The sequence below is a fragment of the Clostridium sp. AF20-7 genome (assembly GCF_003479275.1).
Lineage (GTDB): Bacteria > Bacillota > Clostridia > Lachnospirales > Lachnospiraceae > Otoolea > Otoolea fessa.
The window spans coordinates 60,354-83,034 of record NZ_QUGF01000008.1 but is presented as its reverse complement, the minus strand read 5'-3'; the positions used below and the strand labels follow the sequence as shown (position 1 = coordinate 83,034).

The window sequence follows — 22,681 nt, the reverse complement described above, 5'->3', positions numbered from 1 at the left end:
AAAAACGTGTATTATAATGTGGATGTATCGGAGAAAGGCAGTACTTCACAGGGAAGAGAAACATAGGAAATACAGACAATATTCCACTTCAAAATAAAAAGTTGGAAATTCTGTAAAAAAACTATTGATAATTTTCCATATCCGAAGTATAATGACCTGGTAATGCAGTTAGGATTTCGAGAAAAATATTTCAAAAAGTAAAAAGGAGAGTGCATTAATTATGAGAAAGCAGACTAAATTAGTTGCAGTACTTTCTGCAGCAGCTTTACTCGCTATGGGTGCTTCCATGACTTCTTTCGCAGCTGGTTGGCAGAAAGATGACGCTGGTGTTTGGCACTACTATGATAGCGATGACAATCAGGTAACTGACGAGTGGAAAAAAGATGGTGGTAAGTGGTTCTACCTCAATGAAGATGGCGATATGGAAACAGACGCTTGGGTAGACGATGACTACTATGTAGGCGAAGATGGTGCTATGCTGGTTAACCAGTGGGTCAAAGTAGCTGATGATGATGACAGCAGCGATCCGGATGATGACGGCGAGAACTGGTACTACTTCAACAATAAAGGTAAGAAAGTGACCGATGATAAGAAGAAGATCAACGGTAAAACCTACTACTTCAACACCGACGGTGAGATGAGATACGGTTGGTTCGAAGATAACGGTGACTGGTACTATCTGGGAACTGAGGATGAAGGCTGGAGAACAGATGCTAAGTGGCTGTGGTTAGAAGAGCCGAATGAGGATGACGAGGATAACGATTCCATGCCGTCTCATGATGATGATTGCTCCCTGTGTGATAGCGAAGGCTGGTACTACTTCCAGAACGACGGTAAAGCATACAGAGACAACAGCAAGAAAAAGAAAATCAATGGTAAATACTACTACTTCAACGAGCATGGTCAGATGCTGTACGAGTGGATCAATACTAAGGAGTACACAGCTACTGGTTCCTCCACAGAATTTATTCTGGATGGTAACAGAGCAGGCGCTTCCGCAAGCGATATGATCTACGCTAACGAAGTTGAAGATGGCTCCAGATCAGCAGGCTGGTACGAGATCGACGGTGCTGAGGATCTTGGCAACGACAACGATACCGACTGGTACTTCTTCAAGAAGGGCGAAGCTAAGAAGGCAGGCGCTGAGGATGCTCAGACTGACTCTACAGGTGCAACCCAGTACAGAAAGAAAATCAAAATCAATGGTAAGTACTTCTGCTTCGATCAGGATGGTAAGATGCAGACAGGTCTGCAGAGAATTGCAAACCATACCTACTATTTCGATGACAATGGCTATATGAAGACCGGTAAGACAACTGCTGATGATGACAATGATGATACATTCACATTCTACTTCAGCACAAAGAACAACGATACTGGTAAGGGCTATGACGGAATCAAAGATGGTTATCTGTACGCAGATGGTCAGAGACTTGAGGCTGATGATGACTACGCTGTATACAAATACAACAATCTTCTGTATGTAGTTAACAAGACTGGTAAGATCCAGAAATCTACTTCTAAGAAGTACGAACTGGATGGCGGCGAAGGTTATGTAACTGTAACCAAGAGCGGTACTGTTAACAAGTACTTTGTTGATGATGAGAAGAATACAAATGCAACAACACTTCCGACTGATGTAATCAGAACTGGTGGTTTTGATGTAGATGGTCAGAGCACAACTGATGGTTTCGTTTGGGAGCCGTAATTGAGCTGAACTTGAAGAATTGAGCTGATAGCTTGATATAAAGAGGACTCCGACATCTCAGAGAAATCTGGGATGCCCGAGTCCTTTTTGCATAGAAACAATGTTACCATATTTAGTCAGAAAAAGAGCTGCCACATATGAATGCGACAGCTCTCCTTTAATTTAGAGAGATTAAGAAATTCTAATCGGTTGAAATTAAGAATCACTTAAAGTAATACTTAATTATCTCCATCCCTCAGCATAATCACTACCTGTATAGGTATAAACATCATTGCTATCGTACAGATCGATGAACGGAACTGCTACTTTATTATCATTTGCGTTTTCATAAGACTTAGCATCGAAACCAGTTGCATTGATGTCTGTTGCAAGATCTGTTAATAAATCTTCGCTTCTAGTTGCTGCTGCATTGCCAACCTGAACAGAAGATACGATACCTTTCTTGTTAGTTGTTACATGTAAATCTTTTCCAACGTATGCGCCGTTTTCGATATCATCATATTTCTTGCTGTTGGTAGCTTTCTGAATCTTACCCTTTGTATTTACAAGGTAGATACTTCCATCTACTACATAGAACTTATAATCATCATCTGCTTCCAGTCTCTTACCGTTGAAGTACAGAGTACCATCTTTTTCACCGGTATAACCGATACCGTTCTTACCGTTCTTGGTTGTGAAGTAGAAGGTGTAATCATCATCTTCGCACTCTACGCTGGAAACTTTACCAGTCTTCTGGTAGCCATTCTCATCGAAGTAGAAGAAGCCATGATCTTTAACGATGTACTGAAGACCATCCTGCATCTGACCTTTTTTATTGAATGCGAAATACTTGTTACCACTTACTTTAACTTTCTTTCTCATTACATAAACTTCACTACCGCCATCAGTCGTACCTGCATCATCAGCATCTGTTGCATGATACATTTCGTCATCATCGATGTAGTACCAGTCTGTATCGCTGTCTGTCTTCATAGCCTCGGAACCATCGATCTGATACCAGCCATCAGCTCTCCAGCCTTCTTCATTTACATTGTAGTACAGCATCTCACCAGCAGTTGCTACAGAGCCATCAGCACGTTTTGCATCAAGCTGCGCGTTGGAACCAACAGAAACTTTCTTATTGTCAATCCACTCATACAGCATCTGACCATGCTCATTGAACATGTAGAACTTACCGTTGATTTTCTTCTTTGTTTTATCTTTGTACATCTTACCAGAGGACTGGAACCAGTACCAACCTTCGTCATCACACGGATCAGAAGAGGTATCGTCACACAGACCTTTATTCTGTCCGTCATCCAGATCCTCATCGCTTAAGTTACCGGATCTCTCCAGCCACAGCCACTTGGACTCTGTTCTAGCACCATCGTTCTCATCGCCATAGTAGTACATGTCGCCGGTGTTATTATCCTGCTGCCAGCCAAACTCCATCTTACCATCGCTATCGAATAAGTAAGTTTTACCATTAATCTTCTTGGTATCGTTTACAACTTTTTTACCTTTGTTGTTGAAGTAGAACCAACGCTCGCCATCCTCATCCGGTTCATCCTGATCTTCGTCAGATACAGTGTATTTCCAAGCGTTTGTCAGCATAGCACCGGACTCATCTACATAGTAGTCATCATCTACCCAAGCATCTGTCAGCATATCGCCGTCTTCGTCAAGGTAGAACCACTTACCGCCGTCCTTCTTCCATTCGCCTGTTACCATCTCATCATCGCTATCATAGTAGTGCCAAACACCAGCGTCATCTTTCTGCCAACCAGCTGCGAAAGAAGTCATGGAAGCACCCATAGCGAGTAAAGCTGCTGCAGAAAGTACTGCAACTAATTTAGTCTGCTTTCTCATAATTAATGCACTCTCCTTTTTACTTTTTGAAATATTTTTCTCGAAATCCTAACTGCATTACCAGGTCATTATACTTCGGATATGGAAAAGTATCGCAAGTTGCAAAAAAAGGGAGAGATAATGTTACTGTTCACAGGTAGGCACTTTTGGAACCGAAAGTGCCGTAAGAAAACGTGGTGGCAGCAGGAATTTGCCGTATTTAAATGCGAAGCCACGGCAAATTCCGTTACTGGGCACGTATGCGTGAACAGTAACGAGATAATAGGGGAAATTTAAGATTTCCTTCCTTGCTATCCACAAAACGAAATGCTATACTGATACAAGCCGTTTCTCTGGTTTTACGAATAAGAAAAGGAGAAGAATGTGATGGAACAGACAGAGATTGCAAGAGAGCAGGGAGCTCCGACTGCATCCATTTTGGCAGAGCAGGCATGGGAGGGAAAAGTCCGAAAGGTTTTTTCATGGATTGTGTCGGTGTATCTGTGTGTGGTGTTTGGGGCATTTCCGCTATATTTCCATAATTATTATTATGATATTCTGGTATCGAAATATCAGTTTTACTGGCTCAGCACGGTTGCGATGCTGGCGTCATGCCTGATCGCAGCGATAGTATTTGCGTGCATGGACTTAAAGCGGTTTGGCGGGGCGCATGTGCGGCGCTTTTTGGGCGCGTTTCGACTGACTGAATTAAAAAAGCAGCCATTTGCCTATAAGGCGCTGGCAGTTTTCTGGGCGCTGGCACTGATATCGACGGTGCTGTCGGACTATGTGTATGAGTCGTTCTGGGGAAATGAGGGACGATTCAGCGGATTATTCTTGATTACGCTGTATGTGCTGGGAACGATTGTGATCAGCAAGTATGGTCGGATGAGAAAATGGTACCTGGATGTGTTTTTGGCATCGTCCGTTCTGGTCTGTCTGTTTGGAATCACAGATTATTTCCAGATGGATTTATTGGGATGGAAAAAGGGCGTGAGCAATGAACAGGGAAACCTGTTTGTATCTACATTGGGAAATATTAACACATATACGGCGTTTGTGGCGCTTACGATGGCGGTTGCCTGCGGCTGTTTTGTAAGTGAGAGAAAAGTGGGACGCCGTATCTGGTATTATCTGGTTTCGGCGCTGGCCTTTTTTGCATTGATTACCGGACAGAGTGATAATGCATATTTATCACTTGGAATGCTGTTTGCGGGGATGCCGCTGTTTTTATTTACGACATGGCGGGGCATCGCAGATTATGGTATTCTGGCGGCTACGTTTATGACCGTGATCAAGGTAGTAGATACGGTCAATAAAGTATATGCCGATCAGGTCATCGGTCTGGGCGGTGTGTTTGGCGTGTTGGTGCGCTATCGTTATCTGGAGGGAGTCGTCGTTTTATTCTGGATTCTGGCGGGGATTCTCTGTGTTTGGAAACGGAAGATGGAACAGACGAATCCAGAGAGCAAACCGGGACGATGGATTTGGCGTGGCTGGTGTGCAGTTTTGATTCTTGGATGCCTGGCAGTGGCATTTGTCTTCTATGATGCAAATCTGGGAGGACATGCGGAACGGTACAGCGCGTTGTCCCAGTATCTTGTTTTTGATGATGATTGGGGGACGAACCGGGGATATTGCTGGAGAATTGGCTGGCAGTCCTATCGCGAGCTGCCGTTCCTGCATCAGTTGTTTGGTTTTGGACCAGACACATATGGAATTCTGACTTGGGATTTCAGGCAGGATGCGCTGGATCGGTATGGAGTTTTCTATGAGAGCGCCCACAACGAATATTTCCAGTACCTTGTTACAATGGGACCGCTTGCGCTTGCATCCTATCTTGCGTTTCTGGGCGGCGCCTGCGTGAGAATGTGCAGAAAATGGAAAGAGTGCGCCTGGATTCTGGCGCCTGTTCTGGCGGTGCTCTGCTATGGAGCACAGGCAGTTGTTAATATCAACCTCCCGATCGCGACGCCGATTATGTGGGCGATGCTGGCGATTGGGCTTACACTCACAAGAGAGAAAGCAGAACAGGCAGAATAGCTCAAATAGACGGCAAATCCGGGCAGATTCGGCGGAAAAGCCGAAATGACGAACTTTGTCGATTTAGAATTTAAAGTAATGTGTGAACAGTAACCCGTGTCGAAATTTGCGATCGATAGACTCTTTTATTTTTCTTAAAATCGGTTTATAAATAATATGAAACGAAAAAACGATAGGATCGCCTGGCAGAGCTGCGTTATGCAGTGTGGTCATCTGAATGGAAGAACAGGCAGTCAAAAGGAGGAGAGTTTATGGATGAAGCTAAAAAATTGGTCGTTTTGGAACAGGAAAATGAAGAATTAAAGCGTGAGCTTAAGGAGTTATTTAAAACTCTGGATCAGATGAATCAAAGCTTAAACCGGATGATTGACCACTACATACTCTGTAAGACGGAGAAGGTGGGATAAGCGGAGAAACTGGATAAGATGGGAGAGAAGAGGCTCATTTATACCAGATGGAGCAAGTGAACAATCAAATCAAAAATTAAATACTAAATCGAATATCAAAGCCGCATGATTCAGAAGGTATGTTATTAAACCAGAATGAATCATGCGGCATTTTTTATGTACTCTATGTAATATGCAGTTGGCGCGTCAATTTCCAGATTAAATCATGCATCCAGGAGATCGTCTGCTCCAGCTGCTCGTTTTTCTCTCTTAGCGCCAATACTTCCTGATAGAGAGTTTCCTTGTCGGAATCTTTTGAGATATCCGGATGGAGATTCGAGGAAGTGGAAGATGATTTTGTTTTACCCGGTGCTGCAGAATGATCTGTCATCAATTTGGTGTTATCAGGTGCTGCATTTTGATCCGACGATTTTGCATCATCCGGTGATTTGCTCCGGCCGGATGGCTTTGTCTGCCCTGGTGCCTTAGCCTTGTTCGCCTGTTTGGCTTTAGAATCCAAAGGGCTTGCCGCATTAATCATGTGTCTGGAAATCAGGATCTGCCGTTGTGGATAGTCTAAGTCCATGAAATCCTGATACGGAATGGGAAGAGGAGTCATGGCGATTGAGCAATGCGGACACACCGCATTGGCAACGAGCTGAAAGAATCCATAATGTCCACAGTTTGGACAGCAATAAACATTTAAACCACGCATAGAGTTGCCTCCGTAGAAGTAAGAGTTGAGTCATTGGGAGAAAAATGAAAACATCCCCTTTATTATAATACGTTTTAATCGGGAACATTATAACTGGTTTTTAGAAAAAAATTTAAAAATTTCCAAAAAAATTTTTAAAACGATAAAAAAAGACATCTTTCAGAAAAAATACCGCGGTGTCACAAAAGTGTCCTGCGGTATTTGAACGGATGCAATATTATATTTTACTGGATGATTCCAGATGTGTCAACTGTCCAGGCAGTATCATTGCTGTCTTTGATATCCTTGAACCCTTTTCCGAGTTCCGGACGGGAAGCGGAAGAGGAGGAAGAGGTTGCTTTCTGGATGGTGCCGCTGGTGTTTACCAGGTAGCGTTTTTCACCGATGGAAACCGGCTCATAGCGGAGTTCCGGATCCGCCTTCTTTAAAAGACCGTTTACATAAACCTGGTTATCGCGCTCTCCATGGTAGCCCTGTCCTTTGAGGGAACCTTTGGTCTGGAAATACCAGATCTGGTTTTCTTCTAAATCATCATTGTAAATAGTCTGCTTGCCGGTACGCATCACGCCGTCGTCGCCGAAGTAGTAGGAGGCGAAGCTGCCATCCGCCTGTTTCAGGCTCTGAAGCCCGGTCTGCATTTCACCGCGCTCGTTGAAGCAGTAGCGCTCGGAATTGATGGTGAAAATAGCAAGATCCTTCTCGGCAAAGTAAGCAGTTCCGTTTTTAAAGAAGAAGGAAAATGGCTCTTCTTCTTCGCTGATGCCCGGTGCCCCTTCAATGGTGTACCAGCCGCTTGCCCGGCGTCCGCCATTTTCCGGATCGTAATAGCGGAAATCGTTTAAGCTGACAGTGTCTGTGGCAGAGTTGTCCGTTGTTGCTGCTTCGTTTGAAGGTGTGCTGGAGCTTACAAATCCAGCTTCCGCGACATTGATCCAGCCTGTCTGCATCTGGCCGTCGATGAAGGTGTAGTAGGCATTGTCGATTTTGCGGTCCATTTGGTTTACGATCATGCGTCCTTCGGTGTCAAAATAGCACCAGATATCTTCATCGTCGGTGTCTTTCGTGATGGTTTCCAGCAGAATCCATCCGGTTTTTCTGGCGCCGTCATCTTCCTCGCCGAGGTAGTAGGTCTGTCCGTCCAGCTCCAGAAGCCCGGTCTGCATCAGTCCGTCCTCGTCGAAATAGTAGGTTTTTCCGTTGATGCTCATCCATTTGGCAGTTACAATCTTGCCGTCCTTGCCAAAATAGAGCCAGGAGCCGCCGTCCGGAGAATCCGGGCTGTCGTAGCCGATCTCATTTTCAGCCGAAACCCATTGGTTCTTTGCCATGTGCCCCTCATCGTTGACGAAATAGTCATCGACTCTCTGATTGGTAGCAATCTCGCCTTCCTCATCGAGATAAAACCAGTCGCCATTCCGTTTTTTCCATGTGTTTGTCTCTTTATAGCCGTCCTCATCGTAGTAATAAAGATGACCATCTTCCTCTGTCCAGCCGCTCTGAGCCGCCAGAACTCTGTAAGTTCCCGTATTTGTCATTATAGGTGCAGCAGCCGCGAACAAAGCCGCAGCGGATAAAACAGCTAAAGTTTTAGTTTGCTTACGCATGGTATAATCTCTCCTTTTTTAAAATGCGAAAATCCATCGCTGCATTACGGGGCTTATTATACGGGGATTATGCGTAAAAAGATAGTGTGCGTTGCTGGAAAGGGTGGAGAGATGTGGAAAAAGGGGTGAACCAGCTGGAACACCCCTTTTTCTATATGAAAATATAATTTTTTATTTTACGTATTTCGAATCCGTCAGGAACTCCAGCGTCAGCGTTCCTGCCAGCCTCTCCAGCGTATCTATCACATACTGGTTAATACTCTGTGATTTTTCCCGCGCGATCCGGTAGTCCATTGCGGAATTATAATAGTTGTCTCCATCGATCGTATATCCGTCGAATCCCGCGCAGGCGGCGTGGTGGACGCTTGTTTTGGTCAGGACGTTCAGCAGCATGACAAAGGAATTATCGATGATCTCTGCATTCTGGTCGATCAGGGAATTATAGTTTAAGGTGTAATCAAAATGTGTATCTTTGACATTTGTCACGTTTGAGGTCGCGATGACGCGCACCGGGCGTCCCTGGGCGTCGGCGTGCTCGAGCAGGCGGTTGTTGAGTTGGACATAGCGCCTGGAATTGCTTAAGAACGCATAATCGATTGGAATTCCCTCCGGGATAAAATTGACGGAGATTGTGATCGGATTGTGCGCCTTAATATAGGAAAGAATTGCCTCCTTTTCCAGTTCCAGATTCTTTCCCGGACCGAGCAGCAGAAGCGGGCGATCGCTCCAGGAAGCACTCAATGCCTGAATATCGGCTTCGTCATTGCATTCTGTGCTCTGATACCTGCGGTACAGTGTTTCAATGTAATCTTTGTCGTAGAGCAGTTTTTTCTCCGGCTCAATCGCATCCAGAATCGTATTGATGGATTTAAGCGACAGGGTGTGCTTATCCATCAGGAAGCGGACGTAGTTCGGATGGCAGTTGTTGGAGGCGGAAATATAGAAGAACAGGTTATATCCCCATGGGCTCTTGCGGAAGAATGGCATGATGCTGATGTCGATCGCCTCGAGCATCTGGCTGACATTGAAATTGCGTCCGAATGTGGTGTTCATGTACATGGAAATGAGTTCGATCGGAAGATTTCCGGCACTTTTTCCCATGCCGTACAGGGAGGCATCAACTAAAACGGTGCGGTCCGCCGGTTCGCGTAAGACTTCCATGCTGTTGGAGTATGCGAGCTGGAAGTTATTGTGGGAGTGATAGCCGATCGCGATTGATGGTTTTAAGTTATAGTTTAAGAGCTGGAAATAGTGCAGCAGGTTATCCTGATGCAGCAGACCGTAGGTGTCTACAAGGGACATCGCATACGGTTCCAGATCGTTGACAAGGTCAACCAGATCCAGAAGCTCACGGTCGGAGTAGCTGGTGATCGAAACCGCCTGTACAAACACTTTGTAGCCCAGTTTTTTGACTTCGTGGCAGAATTGGATCGCCTCATGCATCACATGTTTTTTGAAAATGACGCGGATGCCGTCGATGTAGGACTCAGAACACGGGCTTAAATTAGAAATATCGCAGGTTCCGTAGTCGATCATGGCGACGATCATTGTATTTCCCTTGTCCAGCTTGCCGAAAATCTGATCGGCACACTGGGTTGTCGGCATGATCGTGCGGTTGCGGTCGAAGGTGCGGCGGTCATCCAGAAAACCAACTTCCAGAATGTCCACGCCCGCGCTGATCAGACGTTCAAAAATAGTAACAATATTGTCGTGACCGAACTCCCAGTCGTTGACGTAGCCGCCGTCGCGGAGAGTGCAGTCGAGTAATTTGACTTGTTTCATGATGTTTGTCCTCTTGTTATGTTTGTAATTTTAAAAATTGACTCCCAGAAATGCCCCGATATCATGCGTATCCTTTGCCGTATAAACCGGCGCATATTCCTGCCATGCCTCCGCGGTATCTGGTCCGAAGCCGTAGGTAACTGCCATAAAATCGACAGCTGCCTCTTTGGCACCTTTTCCGTCGGAAGAGGTATCACCGATAAGAACTGCCTCGGATGGAGACAACTCCAAAGCTTTTAAGCACTTGTGCAGAACGTCAGCCTTCGTCATTTTGCTGGCAAAATCGCTGCCGCAGATGGAGTCACAGAGTTCTGTGAAATGGTAATGTTCCAGCAGAGTCAGCGCATAATCTTCACGTTTCAGGGTGGCAACCCCGATCTTGCAGCCCTGTGCGCGGAGTGCGCGGATCAGGTCTTTGATACCGGCGTATGGCTCGGCTTTCAGCAGGTCGTGATCCTTGTACTGGGTGCGGAAAATCTCGGTTGCGTGGTTCGCGGCGTCCTCGTCCAGTCCGTAGAGGCGGATGAGCGACAGCTTGACGGGCGGTCCGATAAAGGTGCGGAGTGTCGCCTCGTCGAGGGCAGGTTTTCCAAGTGCTTCTACCGTGTGGCGCACGCTCGCAAAGACGCCTTCGGATGTATCGAGCAGCGTGCCGTCGAGGTCGAAGATCACGCCGCGGTATGTTTTCTTATTCATAGGGTGCTAGTCCTCCTGTGTAAAATTGCCTGTACTGTTTCAAGGTCGACGGGGGTGTCTACGGAAAGCGTATATCCGCAGATGGGAAGAAATAGGATCGTTTTCCCATATTCGAGGAAACGCAGCAAATCCACGCCCTCGATCTGTTCCAGAATGCCCGGTCTGCTCTGACAGAAGAAATCGAGCGATTCCCGCGTATAAAGCCCGATACTCACAAATTTCCGGGAAGGTTCGTCAAGCGTCCCCTTGCGGAATGGAATTGGCGCACGGGAAATGTAAAGCCCTGTGCCGTCCGGACGGCAGACTACTTTTATGTTGGATGGATCGGCTGTCTCGGCATCGTTCGGGATATCTGCCATGGCATTCATGAGAAATGGACGCTGTACATTCTCTTTTGAGGTAATAACAGTAAGCGCCTGCTCCATAAAATTTTGCAGAATCTCCGGTGTCAGAAGCGGTTCATCCCCGCCGATCATCGCATAAAAATCAAATTTCCGCGAAGAAGCAGACTTGGAATCTTCCAGAATCGTCACCGCCTCCTGAATGCGGGAGGTCGGATTCTGATGGGAATGGGAGGTGAAAACCGCCTCAAATCCATATGTCTGGCAAACAGCAGCAATCTCAGGGCTGTCGGTCGCAGCGTAAACGGCATCAAATACACCGCTGTCCCGCGCCGCCGCGAGAACCCGCACAACCATTGGAATCCCATCAATCTGTTTCAATGCCTTTCCCGGAAAGCGAACCGAATTAAGCCGCGCCGGAATCAGCGCGCAGACCTTTTTTTTCTGTGCTAATCGATTCATAAGACGTTCCTCTGTATGATAAAAATGCAGTTACATAAAGTAAACTGAACCGTAACGATTCAGGCATACCGATGTGAACCGGATGCTGACCTTTATTATAGAAAAGAAATAGGAGAAATACAAGACAGCATAAGAAAAATGTAAGGAGTTGGGAAAAAAGGCGTTATTATTTGGCAAATTCTTGCTGCCACCACGTTTTCTTACGGCACTTTCGGTTCCAAAAGTGCCTACCCGTGAACAGTAACAAAGAATGTTTCAGAAGAAGGGAAAATGCCGTGTCGGCTATGAAAAGAGAAATATGTGTGCTATAATATGAACACTTGACAAGGTATTTTCAGGAGGAAATCAAAATGAAACAGAAACTTTCTAATTATATAGCAGAAAAACTTCTCGCATCCGGCATCACGGATGTGTTTATGATCACAGGCGGCGGCGCGATGCATCTGGATGACGCGCTGGGGCATCAGGAAGGGCTTCACTGCCTCTACAATCATCATGAACAGGCATGTGCGATGGCGGCGGAGGCGTATGCCCGCATCCACAATAAAATTGCGGCAGTGTGCGTGACGACGGGACCTGGCGGCATCAATGCGATGAACGGCGTTGCGGGCGGATTTCTGGATTCAATCCCGATGTTTGTCATTTCCGGACAGGTGCGTTATGACACGACAGCGCGCAGCACGGGACTTCACCTGCGCGCGATGGGCGATCAGGAGTATGATATCACCAAATCGGTTGCCAATATGACAAAATACTGTGAGATGGTGATCGATCCGATGCGTATCCGCTTCTGTGTGGAAAAAGCCCTGTATCTGGCTTACAACGGTCGTCCGGGTCCTACCTGGCTGGATATTCCGCTGAATGTGCAGGCGGCAATGATCGAGACAGACGATCTGATCGGCTTTGATCCGGAGGATTATGAGGCGGGCGGAACCGGCTGGGCGGCAGAGAGCGCGTCCGAGATTCCGGAGGATACCGCCGGAAAAGGTGAATTTCGTGCAAAACTTCCGGCACGTGTGACGAAGGAGACGGCGCGTGCGATCATCGAGAAAGTCCGCACCTCCAAACGTCCGGTGATCAATGCCGGAAATGGTATCCGTATCGGCGCGGCGCACGATGTTTTCATGCGCGTGGTTGAAAAGCTGGGAATCCCGGTTGTGACCGGCGCGGACAGCATCGACTGTATTTATGACGAACACCCGCTGTACATCGGAAAAGGCGGTAACGTCGGCGATCGCCCGGGCAACTTCGCGATCCAGAATAGCGATCTGGTGCTGTCGCTCGGAAGCCGTCTGAGTTTTCGCCAGGTCGGTTACCGTTTTACTACCTGGGCGCGCGAGGCGTATGTGATTGTGAATGATATCGATGCAGAAGAGCTGAAAAAGCCTACTCTGCATGTGGACATGCCGGTTCACGCGGATGTGAAGGATCTTCTGACCGTGATGGACGAGGTTCTTTCGGAGGAAGGAAAAGCGGACGGCGCGGCTTCGATGACGCAGGAGTACAAGGACGCGCAGGCAGAGTGGCTGCGTATCTGCCAGGGCTGGAAGCATGATTATCCGGTGGTTCTGCCGAAGCACATGAACGGCGGCACGGAGACAGAGGCAAACGTATATGCATTTGCGTATGAGATGAGCCGCCGTTTAAATGAGAACCAGATCGTGGTTGTGGGGAATGGATCTGCAAACGTTGTGTGTGGACACGCAAATATTGTAAAAAAGGGACAGAGATTTATCTCGAACTCCGGCATCGCTTCGATGGGCTACGGACTTCCGGCATCGATCGGCGCGTGCGTGGCAGATCACAGCCAGGATATTATCCTGATCACCGGAGACGGCAGTATTCAGATGAATTTACAGGAGCTTGAGACAGTTGTCAGCCACCGGATGCCGATCAAGATTTTCATTATCAATAACGGCGGTTACCATTCCATCCGCCAGACCCAGAAGAATTTCTTCGGCGAGCCGCTCATCGGTATCGGCGTGGACAGCGGCGATCTTGGATTCCCGAGTATGGAAAAGCTGGCGTGGGCGTATGGATTCCCATATGTATCGATTCATGGAAACAAGGAGCTGGGCGAGAAAGTAGAAGAAACGCTGGCGATGGACGGCCCGGTGATCTGCGAGGTATTTGTAACGCTGGATCAGAACTTTGAGCCAAAGTCCGCGGCGAAGAGACTGCCGGACGGAACGCTTGTATCGCCGCCGCTGGAGGATCTGTCCCCATTCCTGCCGGACGAGGAGATGGACCATATCATGCTGATTCCGCGTATTAAAAAATAGTAAAGGAAACGATAGAATGAAGATAGTTGTCACTGGTGCCACCAGCTTTGTAGGTCTGGGGGCGGTGCGCGAGCTGTTACATCGCGGACATCAGGTATACGCCGTACTGCGGGAACATTCGACGAAAGCGGATCTGCTGCGGGAAAATGGAAAATTTCCGCAGGGACTCACGATTTTGGAGGAGGATCTGGGGAATCTCTCGAAACTGCCGGAACGGATTCCGGGCGGATGCGATGTGTTTCTCCATATGGGCTGGCGCGGTGCAGGGAGTGATTCACGGAAAAATGAGGCAGTCCAGGAGGAGAGCGTGCAGGACGCGCTGAATGCCGTCCGCGTGGCGAAAGACCTCGGGTGCCGGCGGTTTCTCTTTACAGGTTCGCAGGCGGAGTATGGCGTCAAGAGCGAGCTGACAGACGAGGAGACGGTCTGCGAGCCGACCTCCCCGTATGGACGCGCGAAACTGGCAGTCCGGCAGCGGGCGGAAGTGCTCTGCCGGGAACTGGGACTGGATTACGGGCATGCACGGATTTTCAGCACGTATGGACCGGGCGATCACCCGTGGTCGCTTCTTTCCTCCTGTGTCCGGGTCTTCCGGGCAGGGGAGAAGATGACGATGACCGCCTGCACGCAGCTCTGGAACTTCATGTATATTGACGATGCGGGGCGCGCCCTGGCGGATCTGGCAGAATATGCGGGAAATCTCACGGATCACGGATGTGTCTACAATCTGGGCGGTCCGATGGATGAGACAGGACCGCTGCGCGGGTTTGTCGAGACGGTCTATGAGCTGTGCGGCAGGCAGGGCAGCATGGAATTTGGCGTCCGCCCGCCGAATGCAGAGGGAATCGTCAATCTGATCCCGGATATCCGCAAGATGGAGCGGGTGGTTGGCTGGAAGCCACAGGTATATTTTGAAGAAGGAATGAAGAGAATTCTAGCTTTTCAGAAATGATTTTTCTGCCCTCTGTGCAGAGTGACGGGAGAGAATGGTAAATATTTGGACATATTTTATCAGTTTATGCCAAGTAAATAGCGAAGCAGCCAAAAATCGTTAAGAAAATTGTAGGTTGTCAAAAGAGAGAAAGACGTTTAAAATAAAGGCAGTATAGCCGAAGCGGCTTTCTCTTTTTTTTGTGTTCGAAATTTGGTGGAACGAAACAGAAGAGTTCAAACAAAAAGCAAATTAATAGGAATCAGAAAAGTATGAAAAAAATCAGTATATTAATTCCCTGCTACAACGAGGAAGAGAATGTAGGTCCGATCAGCGAGGCGGTTGTGGAGACGCTGGAGCGCGATTTGCCGGAATATGACTATGAGCTTGTCTTTATCGACAATGATTCGACGGACCAGACGCGCCCGATTCTTCGGAAGATCTGCAGCGAGAATCCACGGATCAAGGCAATTTTTAATGCCAAAAACTTTGGACAGTTCAATTCCCCGTATTATGGAATGTTACAGTGTACCGGCGACTGCGTGATCAGCATGGTGGCAGATTTTCAGGATCCGGTCGATATGATCCCGAAATATGTCCATGAGTGGGAAAATGGCTACAAGATTGTCATCGGCATCAAGACGGGAAGCAAGGAAAACCCGATCATGTATGCGCTGAGGAGCTGCTATTACAAGATGATAAAGAAACTCTCCGATGTCGAGCAGATTGAGCATTTTACCGGTTCGGGTCTGTATGACCGCGATTTTATTGAGATTCTGCGGGAGCTTGACGATCCGACGCCGTTTCTGCGCGGAATCGTGGCGGAGCTTGGTTATAAGCGCAAGGAGATCCCATATATCCAGCCGCAGCGCCGCGCAGGCAAGACACACAACAATTTTTACCGGCTCTACGATGCTGCGATGCTCAGTGTGACCTCCTATACGAAGGTCGGTCTGCGCCTGGCGACGATATTTGGAAGTATCTGCGCGGCGATCAGTATGATCGTGGCGATTGTATATCTGGTGATGAAACTGCTTCACTGGTATGATTTTCCGGCTGGTATGGCGCCGGTTCTGATTGGAATGTGCTTTTTAGGGTCGGTTCAGATCTTTTTCATCGGTCTGGTGGGAGAGTATATTTTATCGATCAATTCGAGAGTCATGAAGCGTCCACTGGTAGTGGAGGAAGAGCGGCTGAATTTTGATACACCGGTAAAAAAAGTTGGGGGCAAACAGCATGAAATGTAATGTCGATGTAGTTCGGATTCGTGAAAATTCGATTCAGCTCAATGGCTGGGCGATCGGAAAGACGCCGGAAACGGAGATCACCTATCAGGTTGAAGATGGGGCACATCAGCCGATCCGGTTTCAGTATGTGGCGACCCGCCGCGACGACGTCAGCCAGATTTATTTTGGGCGAACGGTAGAAAAAGAGCTTGGATTTGATATCCAGTTCCCGTATGAGCGCGGAAAAGATTATTATCTGATCGCAAAAGGCGAGGGCCGCAAAATCCGCATTAAATATAATGAAGAACTGATCCGCAAGCGCAGCAGTGTGGCGCACAAGCGGATGCAGAAGATCCGCGATCTGATGAACATGGAGACTGTGCGGGTCTGTCTGGATTTCTGGAAGGAAAATGGTCTGAAAGCCCTGCTGGTAAAATCCAAGCACAAACTGCAGGGAATTGACAATGACTACGATTACGGCGAGTGGTATTCACTGACGAAGCCGACGGCGGAGGAGCTGGAGGAGCAGAGGAAAAAGGTGTTTGACGCGCCGGTTAAATTCTCGATCGTGATTCCGGCATTTAAGACACCGGAGCGATTCCTGCGGGAAATGCTGGATTCGATCGCGGAACAGACATACGCAAACTGGGAGGTCTGCGTGGCGGACGGCAGTCCGGCAGGACAAAGCTGCGAGCGGGTGCTGGAGCAGTATGCGAAGAAGGACAGCCGCTTTAAATACGTAATTTTAGGCGAAAATAAGGGCATTTCCGGCAATACGAATGCAGCAATGGATATGGCGACCGGCGATTATATTGTGCTGGCGGACCATGACGATAAGCTGACACCGAATGCTCTCTATGAGTGTGCGAAACTGTTACAGGAACATCCGGGATGCGACTGCTTCTATTCGGATGAGGATAAGCTGGATATGGACGGCGGCGCTTTGTTTGATCCGCATTTTAAGCCGGATTTCAATATCGATCTGCTCTGCAGCGTCAACTATATCTGCCATCTGTTTGTCGTCAGCCACGATCTGGCAGCGCAGGTGGGCGGCTTCCGTCAGGAATACGACGGAGCGCAGGATTATGACTTTATTTTCCGTTGTACGGAGAAGGCGAAGGAGATTCGCCATATCCCGAAGGTGCTGTATCACTGGCGCTGCCACAAGGATTCGACAGCGAGCAACCCGGAGAGCAAGCTGTACGCATTTGATGCGGGTGCGCGCGCGATCATGGATCATTATAAACGCGTCGGTATCGAGGCGGAGCGCGTGGAAAAAGGTGTGGACTACGGCATTTATCACTCTGTATATAAAATTCAGGGGGAACCGCTGGTATCGATCATCATTCCGAACAAGGATCACCATACGGATCTGGATCTATGCCTGCGGGCGATTGAGACGCGGGCAACGTACCGCAATGTTGAGTTTATCATTGTAGAGAACAACAGCACGGAGAAGGAAACCTTTGAATACTATGAAAAGATTCAGAAGGAATTTTCCAATGTCCATGTGGTAACCTGGGAGCGCGAGTTTAACTATTCGGCGATCAACAACTTCGGCGTGACCTTCGCAAAGGGCGAATATCTGCTGTTTTTAAATAATGATACCGAGCTGATTGCGGAGAATTTCATCGAGGAGATGCTGGGACTGTGCCAGCGTGAGGACGTCGGCGCAGTTGGCGCGAGACTGCTCTATCAGGATGATACGATCCAGCATGCGGGCGTCGTGATTGGTTTCGGCGGCATCGCAGGGCATACGTTTATAGGGCTTCATAAGGCGGAAAACAGCTATTTCCACCGTGCGATGAGTACACAGGATTACAGCGCTGTGACGGCGGCGTGCCTGATGACAAAGAAAGCACTCTTTGATGAGGTCGGCGGCTTTACGGAGAAGCTGGCGGTCGCATTTAACGATATCGATTATTGCATGAAAGTGCGGGCATCAAATCATTTAGTGGTTTACAATCCGTACGCATTGCTGTATCATTATGAGTCGAAGTCAAGAGGACTGGAGGATACGCCGGAGAAGGTGGCACGTTTTAACAGGGAGATCAAGATTTTCTCGGAGCGCTGGCCGGAGATCCTTAAAGATGGAGATCCTTACTACAATCCGAACCTGACGCTGCGGAAGTCCAATTTCGCCCTCAGGGATCTGAAAAAAGAGAAAATCGGAGAACCGTATCATCTGGAGGTATAACCCGGGATGGAGATTACAACGACAATTATTATTCCCAATTATAATGGGTTGAAATTTATGGACGAATGCATCCGTTCACTGAATGCACAGACGTATCCGAATTTCCGGACGCTGGTGGTGGACAACGGTTCGACGGACGGAAGTGTGGAGTGGCTGAAGGAACATCAGATCGATACGATTTTCCTGCCGGAAAACACGGGATTTTCCGGTGCAGTCAACGTCGGAATCAAGGCGGCAGACACACCGTATGTGCTGCTTTTAAATAATGACGTCCGGGTGGACGAGTATTTCGTGGCGGAGATGGTGCGTGCGATCGGTCAGTCGGAGCGCATCTTTTCCGTCAGCAGCCGGATGATCCAGATGTACCATCCAGACAGGCTGGATGATGCAGGCGATATGTATTCCCTGCTTGGCTGGGCGTACCAGCGCGGCGTGGGACGGGATCTTACGCATTACCGCCGTTCAAGCCGGGTATTCTCGGCGTGCGCGGGCGCAGCGATCTACAGGAGAGAGGTATTTGAGGAGATAGGCTATTTCGATGAGATGCATTTTGCCTATCTGGAAGATATTGATGTGGGCTATAGAGCCCGGATTGCGGGTTATGACAATATATATTGCCCGGCGGCGCTGGTATGGCACGTCGGAAGCGGAACCAGCGGTTCCAAGTACAATTCATTCAAGGTTAAGCTGGCGGCACGCAACAATGTGTATCTGAATTATAAAAATATGCCGTGCTTACAGCTTATCATAAATGCGATTCCGATCGCAGCGGGGATTTTCGTGAAATATTCATTTTTCAGGAAACTCGGGTTTGGAAAAGATTATCTGGAAGGTCTGAAAGAAGGCATACGGACGGCAAAGAAGTGTAAAAAAGTGGCGTACCGCCCGGAACGGCTTAAAAATTATCTGGCGATAGAGCTGGAACTTTTAGCTGGGACATTTCTCTATGTCTATGAATTTGCTGTGAGACAGATCGAGAAAAAAGCAGCATCTGATAAATCGTGAGGAAAAGGTTAGAGTTGTTACTGGGCGCGTATGTGTGGACAGTAACTTAGAGTTTGCGCGATGTGTGAACGGTCATGGTTTAGCAGATGCAACACGGAGAAAGGCTGCTTATCAGACAATGTCTGAGCGGCAGCAAGCAAGTGAAAGATGAGGTAGCTTATGAATTATGAGGATGATGAGCTGGAGCGCATGAGGGCGCGCCGCGAGGGCAGAAGCAGCCGTGCCAGTCAGGCAGGGTATTCTTCGCGCGGCAGTTCTGCTTCCGGCACCAGCCGCAGAAGAGTCAGCAGTACAGTCGAAAATAGCCAGAGAAAAGGTGAGGCGGGCAGCGGTTCAGTACGTTCCGGCTACAGCGGTCCTAAGAGCGCTGGAAGTGGAAAAAAGAGTTCGGGACGCCGCGGCAGCCATTACCGTAAATCGGCGCGCCACAGAAAGCATATGATCATTGCGGCGGAGATTGTCGTGATTATATTGATGATTCTGGGCGGTGCGTTCTGGTATATGTATCACAGAACCTTCGGTTCTATGCAGAAGATTGATTTCAACGAGGACCAGGTTAAGAACGTCAATCTGTCCCAGGAACAGATCGATGATATGAAGGGCTACATGACCGTGGCGTGCTTCGGTGTCGATTCGCGAAGTGAGCACGGGCAGATGAATGTCGGAAAAGGTACGAACGCGGATGTCAACATGATTGCCAATATCAATCTGGAGACGGGTGAGATCCGCCTTGTATCGGTATTCCGGGACAGTTATCTGAATATCAACGATAAAAACTCTTATAATAAGATCAACGCCGCTTACGCACAGGGCGGTCCGGAGCAGGCAGTTAAGGCGCTGAATAAGAACCTGGGTCTTAACATTACCCAGTATGCGACGTTCAACTGGAAAGCGGTTGCGGATGCCATCAACATTCTGGGCGGTGTAGATGTCGAGCTGAGTGATGCAGAGTTCTCCTGGATCAATGCCTTCATCACGGAGACCGTAAAGGAGACTGGTATCGGTTCTCATCAGCTGACCCATGCGGGCAATGTACATCTGGATGGTATCCAGGCAGTTGCATACGGACGTATCCGTTATTCAGATACGGACTATGCGCGTACCGAGCGTCAGAGAATTATTCTTCAGAAAGCCTTTGATAAGGCAAAAAATGCAGACTGGGCGACACTCAACTGTCTGATTCAGACGATCATGCCGCAGCTTGCAACCAATGTTGATATTACGGATTTGATTCCGCTGGCACGCAATATCGCGAAGTTCCATATTGGTGAGACCGCGGGATTCCCGGCAGCCAGAGGTGAGCAGGATGTTGGAAAGATCGGTGACTGCGTTATCCCGCAGACACTGGAGTACAACGTAAAAGAGCTTCATAAGTTCCTGTTTGATGAGGAAGATTATCAGGTTCCGTCTAATGTTAAGGAGTACAGCAGCCATATCGCGCAGGTAACGGGGCTTACGACGAATGCGAAGCTGATTGGTCATGTTCCGGTCGATCAGGGTGTCAGCGCCCAGACGTTTATCAAGAAACGGGCGAGCCGTATTGCCGCGCAGGCAGCGGCGAAGGATGCCGCTAAGAAGTCATCGACGAGTGCTTCGGACGAGTCGGATGACGAGAGCGGGGATGAGACCAAGAAGGGCGAGAGCGAGAGCTCGATCGGATTGGACGAGATCTTTGATCCGGATGAAGACTGGATTGACTGGGAGGAAGAAGAGTCGAAGAGCAACAGCAGTAAGGGACCAGGAACAACGACGACTCCCGGCAAGAAAAATCATACGGATAAGACAACCGAGGCGGATGATTCTTTATCCGGACCAGGCAGCACATCGGAGACGAAGTCTTCCGTTGCAAAACCGGGATCTACAACCACGACAGCGGCAGAGACAGCGGCATCCAGTGAAAAGACTTCTCCGGGTGCATCAGATAATTCCGGTGTGAAAAGCCCGGTCACAGAGATTCAGGATCCGGGGAATTCCGGAAACAGCGATGCAGCAGGCCCCGGCGGTCCGGCAGGTCCGGGAGCTTAATCTGAATTCAGGTGATATACTATGATAAAAGATAACCAGAAACGGCTGAACCATTTCCACGTAGTGCTGGACGCATGTGTCATTGCATGCGCCTACGCACTTGCGTGGTTTATCGTCAATGGAACGTCGTGGTTTAATGTAACAGGGCATAATAAGAGCGCAATGGCAGTCGTCTATCTGGCGGCTGGCGTTCTTATTGTACCGTTTTATTTGATTTTATACGCATTTTTTCATCTTTACACGCCCAAACGGGTTCAGGGAAGACGGGTGGAGTTAGCCAATATTTTTAAGGCTAACATCATCGGTCTTTTGGTGATCTCACTGATGCTTTACCTGGGCGGTAAAAATGAGTATTTCCACAACTTCTCCCGTCCGATGGTATTTTTGTTTTTTGGCATCAATCTCTTTGCTGAGATTCTGATGCGGAATATCCTGCGGATAGCGCTTCGGTCGATGCGGTCGAAGGGATATAACCAGAAGCATCTGCTTCTGGTCGGTTACAGCCGGGCAGCGGAAGGATTTATTGACCGTGTGAATGTCAACCCGGAGTGGGGCTATAAAATCCGCGGTATTCTGGATGACCATGAGGAGTGGGGCAAAGAATATAAGGGAGTGCGCGTGATCGGCAAAATTGACGATCTGGATACGATTCTGGCGCTCAATACGCTGGATGAGATCGCGATCACCCTGAGCATCCAGGAGTATGGAAAACTGGAAAAAATCGTGGCAGGCTGTGAAAAATCGGGTGTGCATACGAAATTTATCCCGGATTATTATAACTTTATCCCGACCCGTCCGTTTATGGAGGATCTGCAGGGACTTCCGGTGATCCACATCCGCCATGTGCCGCTCACGAATCTGCTCAACGCAACGATGAAGCGGACGATGGATCTGGTCGGCGGCATGATGGCGCTCATCCTGTTTTCACCGGTGATGCTGGTGACGGCGATTCTTATAAAGGCGACTTCGCCGGGACCGGTCATTTTCTGTCAGGAGCGGGTGGGACTTCACAATAAGCCGTTTAAGATGTATAAGTTCCGCTCGATGGCGGTACAGTCGGCGGCAAAGGAGAAAAGCCAGTGGACGACGCCGGGAGACCCGCGTGTGACTCCGATTGGAAGATTTATCCGGAAGACGAGCATTGACGAGCTTCCGCAGCTGTTTAATGTTCTGAAGGGCGATATGAGCCTGGTTGGACCGCGCCCGGAACGCCCGTTTTTCGTTGAAAAATTCAAGGAAGAGATTCCGCGTTATATGATCAAACACCAGGTGCGTCCGGGAATGACCGGATGGGCACAGGTCAATGGTTACCGGGGCGATACCTCGATCACGAAGCGGATTGAGCATGATCTGTATTACATCGAGAACTGGACGCTGGGATTTGATTTTAAAATCATGTTTTTGACGGTTTTTAAGGGCTTTATAAATAAAAACGCGTATTGATGAGGAAA

The 22,681-nt window shown here is 48.4% G+C and carries 16 protein-coding genes; 10 read left to right on the top strand and 6 right to left on the bottom strand.

Annotated features, from left to right (window positions below; genetic code table 11):
- The first annotated feature begins 220 nt into the window (after positions 1 to 220).
- Entirely contained in the window at positions 221 to 1,708 is a 1,488-nt protein-coding gene (locus tag DWX68_RS09845) for a glucan-binding protein (RefSeq protein WP_117796041.1), read from the top strand.
- A 222-nt stretch (positions 1,709 to 1,930) separates the two neighbouring features.
- On the opposite strand, the gene DWX68_RS09840 is transcribed toward DWX68_RS09845, so the two are convergent.
- Positions 1,931 to 3,502 carry a glucan-binding protein gene (locus DWX68_RS09840; protein WP_347475183.1) on the bottom strand — a complete coding sequence of 524 codons (1,572 nt, stop codon included), beginning with the start codon at positions 3,500 to 3,502 and terminating at the stop codon, positions 1,931 to 1,933.
- 420 nt (positions 3,503 to 3,922) lie between these two features.
- On the opposite strand from DWX68_RS09840, the gene DWX68_RS09835 reads away from it, so the two are divergent.
- Both DWX68_RS09835 and DWX68_RS14700 read left to right on the top strand, forming a co-directional pair.
- Positions 3,923 to 5,578, top strand: coding sequence for an O-antigen ligase family protein (locus DWX68_RS09835; protein WP_118629267.1), 1,656 nt, complete (start codon positions 3,923 to 3,925; stop codon positions 5,576 to 5,578).
- 251 nt (positions 5,579 to 5,829) lie between these two features.
- Positions 5,830 to 5,985, top strand: a complete 156-nt coding sequence (locus DWX68_RS14700; RefSeq protein ID WP_182432170.1) for a hypothetical protein — start codon at positions 5,830 to 5,832, stop codon at positions 5,983 to 5,985.
- A gap of 163 nt (positions 5,986 to 6,148) precedes the next feature.
- Here the strand turns inward: DWX68_RS14700 and DWX68_RS09830 are convergent, their stop codons facing one another.
- From DWX68_RS09830 to DWX68_RS09805, 5 genes are all read right to left on the bottom strand, one after another.
- Positions 6,149 to 6,679 (bottom strand): hypothetical protein, encoded by a 531-nt coding sequence (locus DWX68_RS09830; protein ID WP_107001448.1) that lies wholly within the window; start codon positions 6,677 to 6,679, stop codon positions 6,149 to 6,151.
- 224 nt (positions 6,680 to 6,903) lie between these two features.
- The gene (locus tag DWX68_RS09820) at positions 6,904 to 8,283 is read right to left on the bottom strand and encodes a cell wall-binding protein (protein ID WP_118629265.1); all 1,380 of its coding nucleotides are present in this window, start codon (positions 8,281 to 8,283) and stop codon (positions 6,904 to 6,906) included.
- A gap of 171 nt (positions 8,284 to 8,454) precedes the next feature.
- Positions 8,455 to 10,065, bottom strand: a complete 1,611-nt coding sequence (locus tag DWX68_RS09815; RefSeq protein WP_118629263.1) for an aldolase catalytic domain-containing protein — start codon at positions 10,063 to 10,065, stop codon at positions 8,455 to 8,457.
- 30 nt (positions 10,066 to 10,095) lie between these two features.
- Positions 10,096 to 10,761 carry an HAD hydrolase-like protein gene (locus DWX68_RS09810; protein WP_022359155.1) on the bottom strand — a complete coding sequence of 222 codons (666 nt, stop codon included), beginning with the start codon at positions 10,759 to 10,761 and terminating at the stop codon, positions 10,096 to 10,098.
- On the bottom strand, positions 10,758 to 11,564 hold the full coding sequence (locus tag DWX68_RS09805; RefSeq protein ID WP_118629261.1) for a 3-deoxy-manno-octulosonate cytidylyltransferase: 807 nt from the start codon (positions 11,562 to 11,564) through the stop codon (positions 10,758 to 10,760). The genes DWX68_RS09810 and DWX68_RS09805 overlap by 4 nt, the downstream gene beginning before the upstream one ends.
- 350 nt (positions 11,565 to 11,914) lie before the next feature.
- On the opposite strand from DWX68_RS09805, the gene DWX68_RS09800 reads away from it, so the two are divergent.
- From DWX68_RS09800 to DWX68_RS09770, 7 genes are all read left to right on the top strand, one after another.
- On the top strand, positions 11,915 to 13,846 hold the full coding sequence (locus DWX68_RS09800) for a thiamine pyrophosphate-binding protein (RefSeq protein ID WP_118629259.1): 1,932 nt from the start codon (positions 11,915 to 11,917) through the stop codon (positions 13,844 to 13,846).
- A 16-nt stretch (positions 13,847 to 13,862) separates the two neighbouring features.
- Positions 13,863 to 14,798, top strand: coding sequence for an NAD(P)-dependent oxidoreductase (locus DWX68_RS09795; protein WP_118493659.1), 936 nt, complete (start codon positions 13,863 to 13,865; stop codon positions 14,796 to 14,798).
- Positions 14,799 to 15,049: 251 nt separating this feature from the next.
- Complete coding sequence (locus DWX68_RS09790) at positions 15,050 to 16,024, top strand: glycosyltransferase family 2 protein (protein WP_107001455.1); 975 nt, start codon at positions 15,050 to 15,052, stop codon at positions 16,022 to 16,024.
- On the top strand, positions 16,014 to 18,200 hold the full coding sequence (locus DWX68_RS09785) for a glycosyltransferase family 2 protein (RefSeq protein ID WP_107001456.1): 2,187 nt from the start codon (positions 16,014 to 16,016) through the stop codon (positions 18,198 to 18,200). The genes DWX68_RS09790 and DWX68_RS09785 overlap by 11 nt, the downstream gene beginning before the upstream one ends.
- A gap of 6 nt (positions 18,201 to 18,206) precedes the next feature.
- The gene (locus DWX68_RS09780; protein ID WP_022359149.1) at positions 18,207 to 19,205 is read left to right on the top strand and encodes a glycosyltransferase family 2 protein; all 999 of its coding nucleotides are present in this window, start codon (positions 18,207 to 18,209) and stop codon (positions 19,203 to 19,205) included.
- 159 nt (positions 19,206 to 19,364) lie between these two features.
- Positions 19,365 to 21,230, top strand: a complete 1,866-nt coding sequence (locus tag DWX68_RS09775; RefSeq protein WP_118629257.1) for an LCP family protein — start codon at positions 19,365 to 19,367, stop codon at positions 21,228 to 21,230.
- Positions 21,231 to 21,251: 21 nt separating this feature from the next.
- Entirely contained in the window at positions 21,252 to 22,673 is a 1,422-nt protein-coding gene (locus tag DWX68_RS09770) for an undecaprenyl-phosphate glucose phosphotransferase (protein ID WP_107001458.1), read from the top strand.
- Positions 22,674 to 22,681 lie beyond the last annotated feature (8 nt).

Excerpts from the sequence above, each read along its gene's own strand:
- DWX68_RS09845 (WP_117796041.1), top strand. The coding sequence starts at position 221 with ATGAGAAAGCAGACTAAATTAGTTGCAGTACTTTCTGCAGCAGCTTTA.
- DWX68_RS09840 (WP_347475183.1), bottom strand. The coding sequence starts at position 3,502 with ATGGGTGCTTCCATGACTTCTTTCGCAGCTGGTTGGCAGAAAGATGAC.
- DWX68_RS09835 (WP_118629267.1), top strand. The coding sequence starts at position 3,923 with ATGGAACAGACAGAGATTGCAAGAGAGCAGGGAGCTCCGACTGCATCC.
- DWX68_RS14700 (WP_182432170.1), top strand. The coding sequence starts at position 5,830 with ATGGATGAAGCTAAAAAATTGGTCGTTTTGGAACAGGAAAATGAAGAA.
- DWX68_RS09830 (WP_107001448.1), bottom strand. The coding sequence starts at position 6,679 with ATGCGTGGTTTAAATGTTTATTGCTGTCCAAACTGTGGACATTATGGA.
- DWX68_RS09820 (WP_118629265.1), bottom strand. The coding sequence starts at position 8,283 with ATGCGTAAGCAAACTAAAACTTTAGCTGTTTTATCCGCTGCGGCTTTG.
- DWX68_RS09815 (WP_118629263.1), bottom strand. The coding sequence starts at position 10,065 with ATGAAACAAGTCAAATTACTCGACTGCACTCTCCGCGACGGCGGCTAC.
- DWX68_RS09810 (WP_022359155.1), bottom strand. The coding sequence starts at position 10,761 with ATGAATAAGAAAACATACCGCGGCGTGATCTTCGACCTCGACGGCACG.
- DWX68_RS09805 (WP_118629261.1), bottom strand. The coding sequence starts at position 11,564 with ATGAATCGATTAGCACAGAAAAAAAAGGTCTGCGCGCTGATTCCGGCG.
- DWX68_RS09800 (WP_118629259.1), top strand. The coding sequence starts at position 11,915 with ATGAAACAGAAACTTTCTAATTATATAGCAGAAAAACTTCTCGCATCC.
- DWX68_RS09795 (WP_118493659.1), top strand. The coding sequence starts at position 13,863 with ATGAAGATAGTTGTCACTGGTGCCACCAGCTTTGTAGGTCTGGGGGCG.
- DWX68_RS09790 (WP_107001455.1), top strand. The coding sequence starts at position 15,050 with ATGAAAAAAATCAGTATATTAATTCCCTGCTACAACGAGGAAGAGAAT.
- DWX68_RS09785 (WP_107001456.1), top strand. The coding sequence starts at position 16,014 with ATGAAATGTAATGTCGATGTAGTTCGGATTCGTGAAAATTCGATTCAG.
- DWX68_RS09780 (WP_022359149.1), top strand. The coding sequence starts at position 18,207 with ATGGAGATTACAACGACAATTATTATTCCCAATTATAATGGGTTGAAA.
- DWX68_RS09775 (WP_118629257.1), top strand. The coding sequence starts at position 19,365 with ATGAATTATGAGGATGATGAGCTGGAGCGCATGAGGGCGCGCCGCGAG.
- DWX68_RS09770 (WP_107001458.1), top strand. The coding sequence starts at position 21,252 with ATGATAAAAGATAACCAGAAACGGCTGAACCATTTCCACGTAGTGCTG.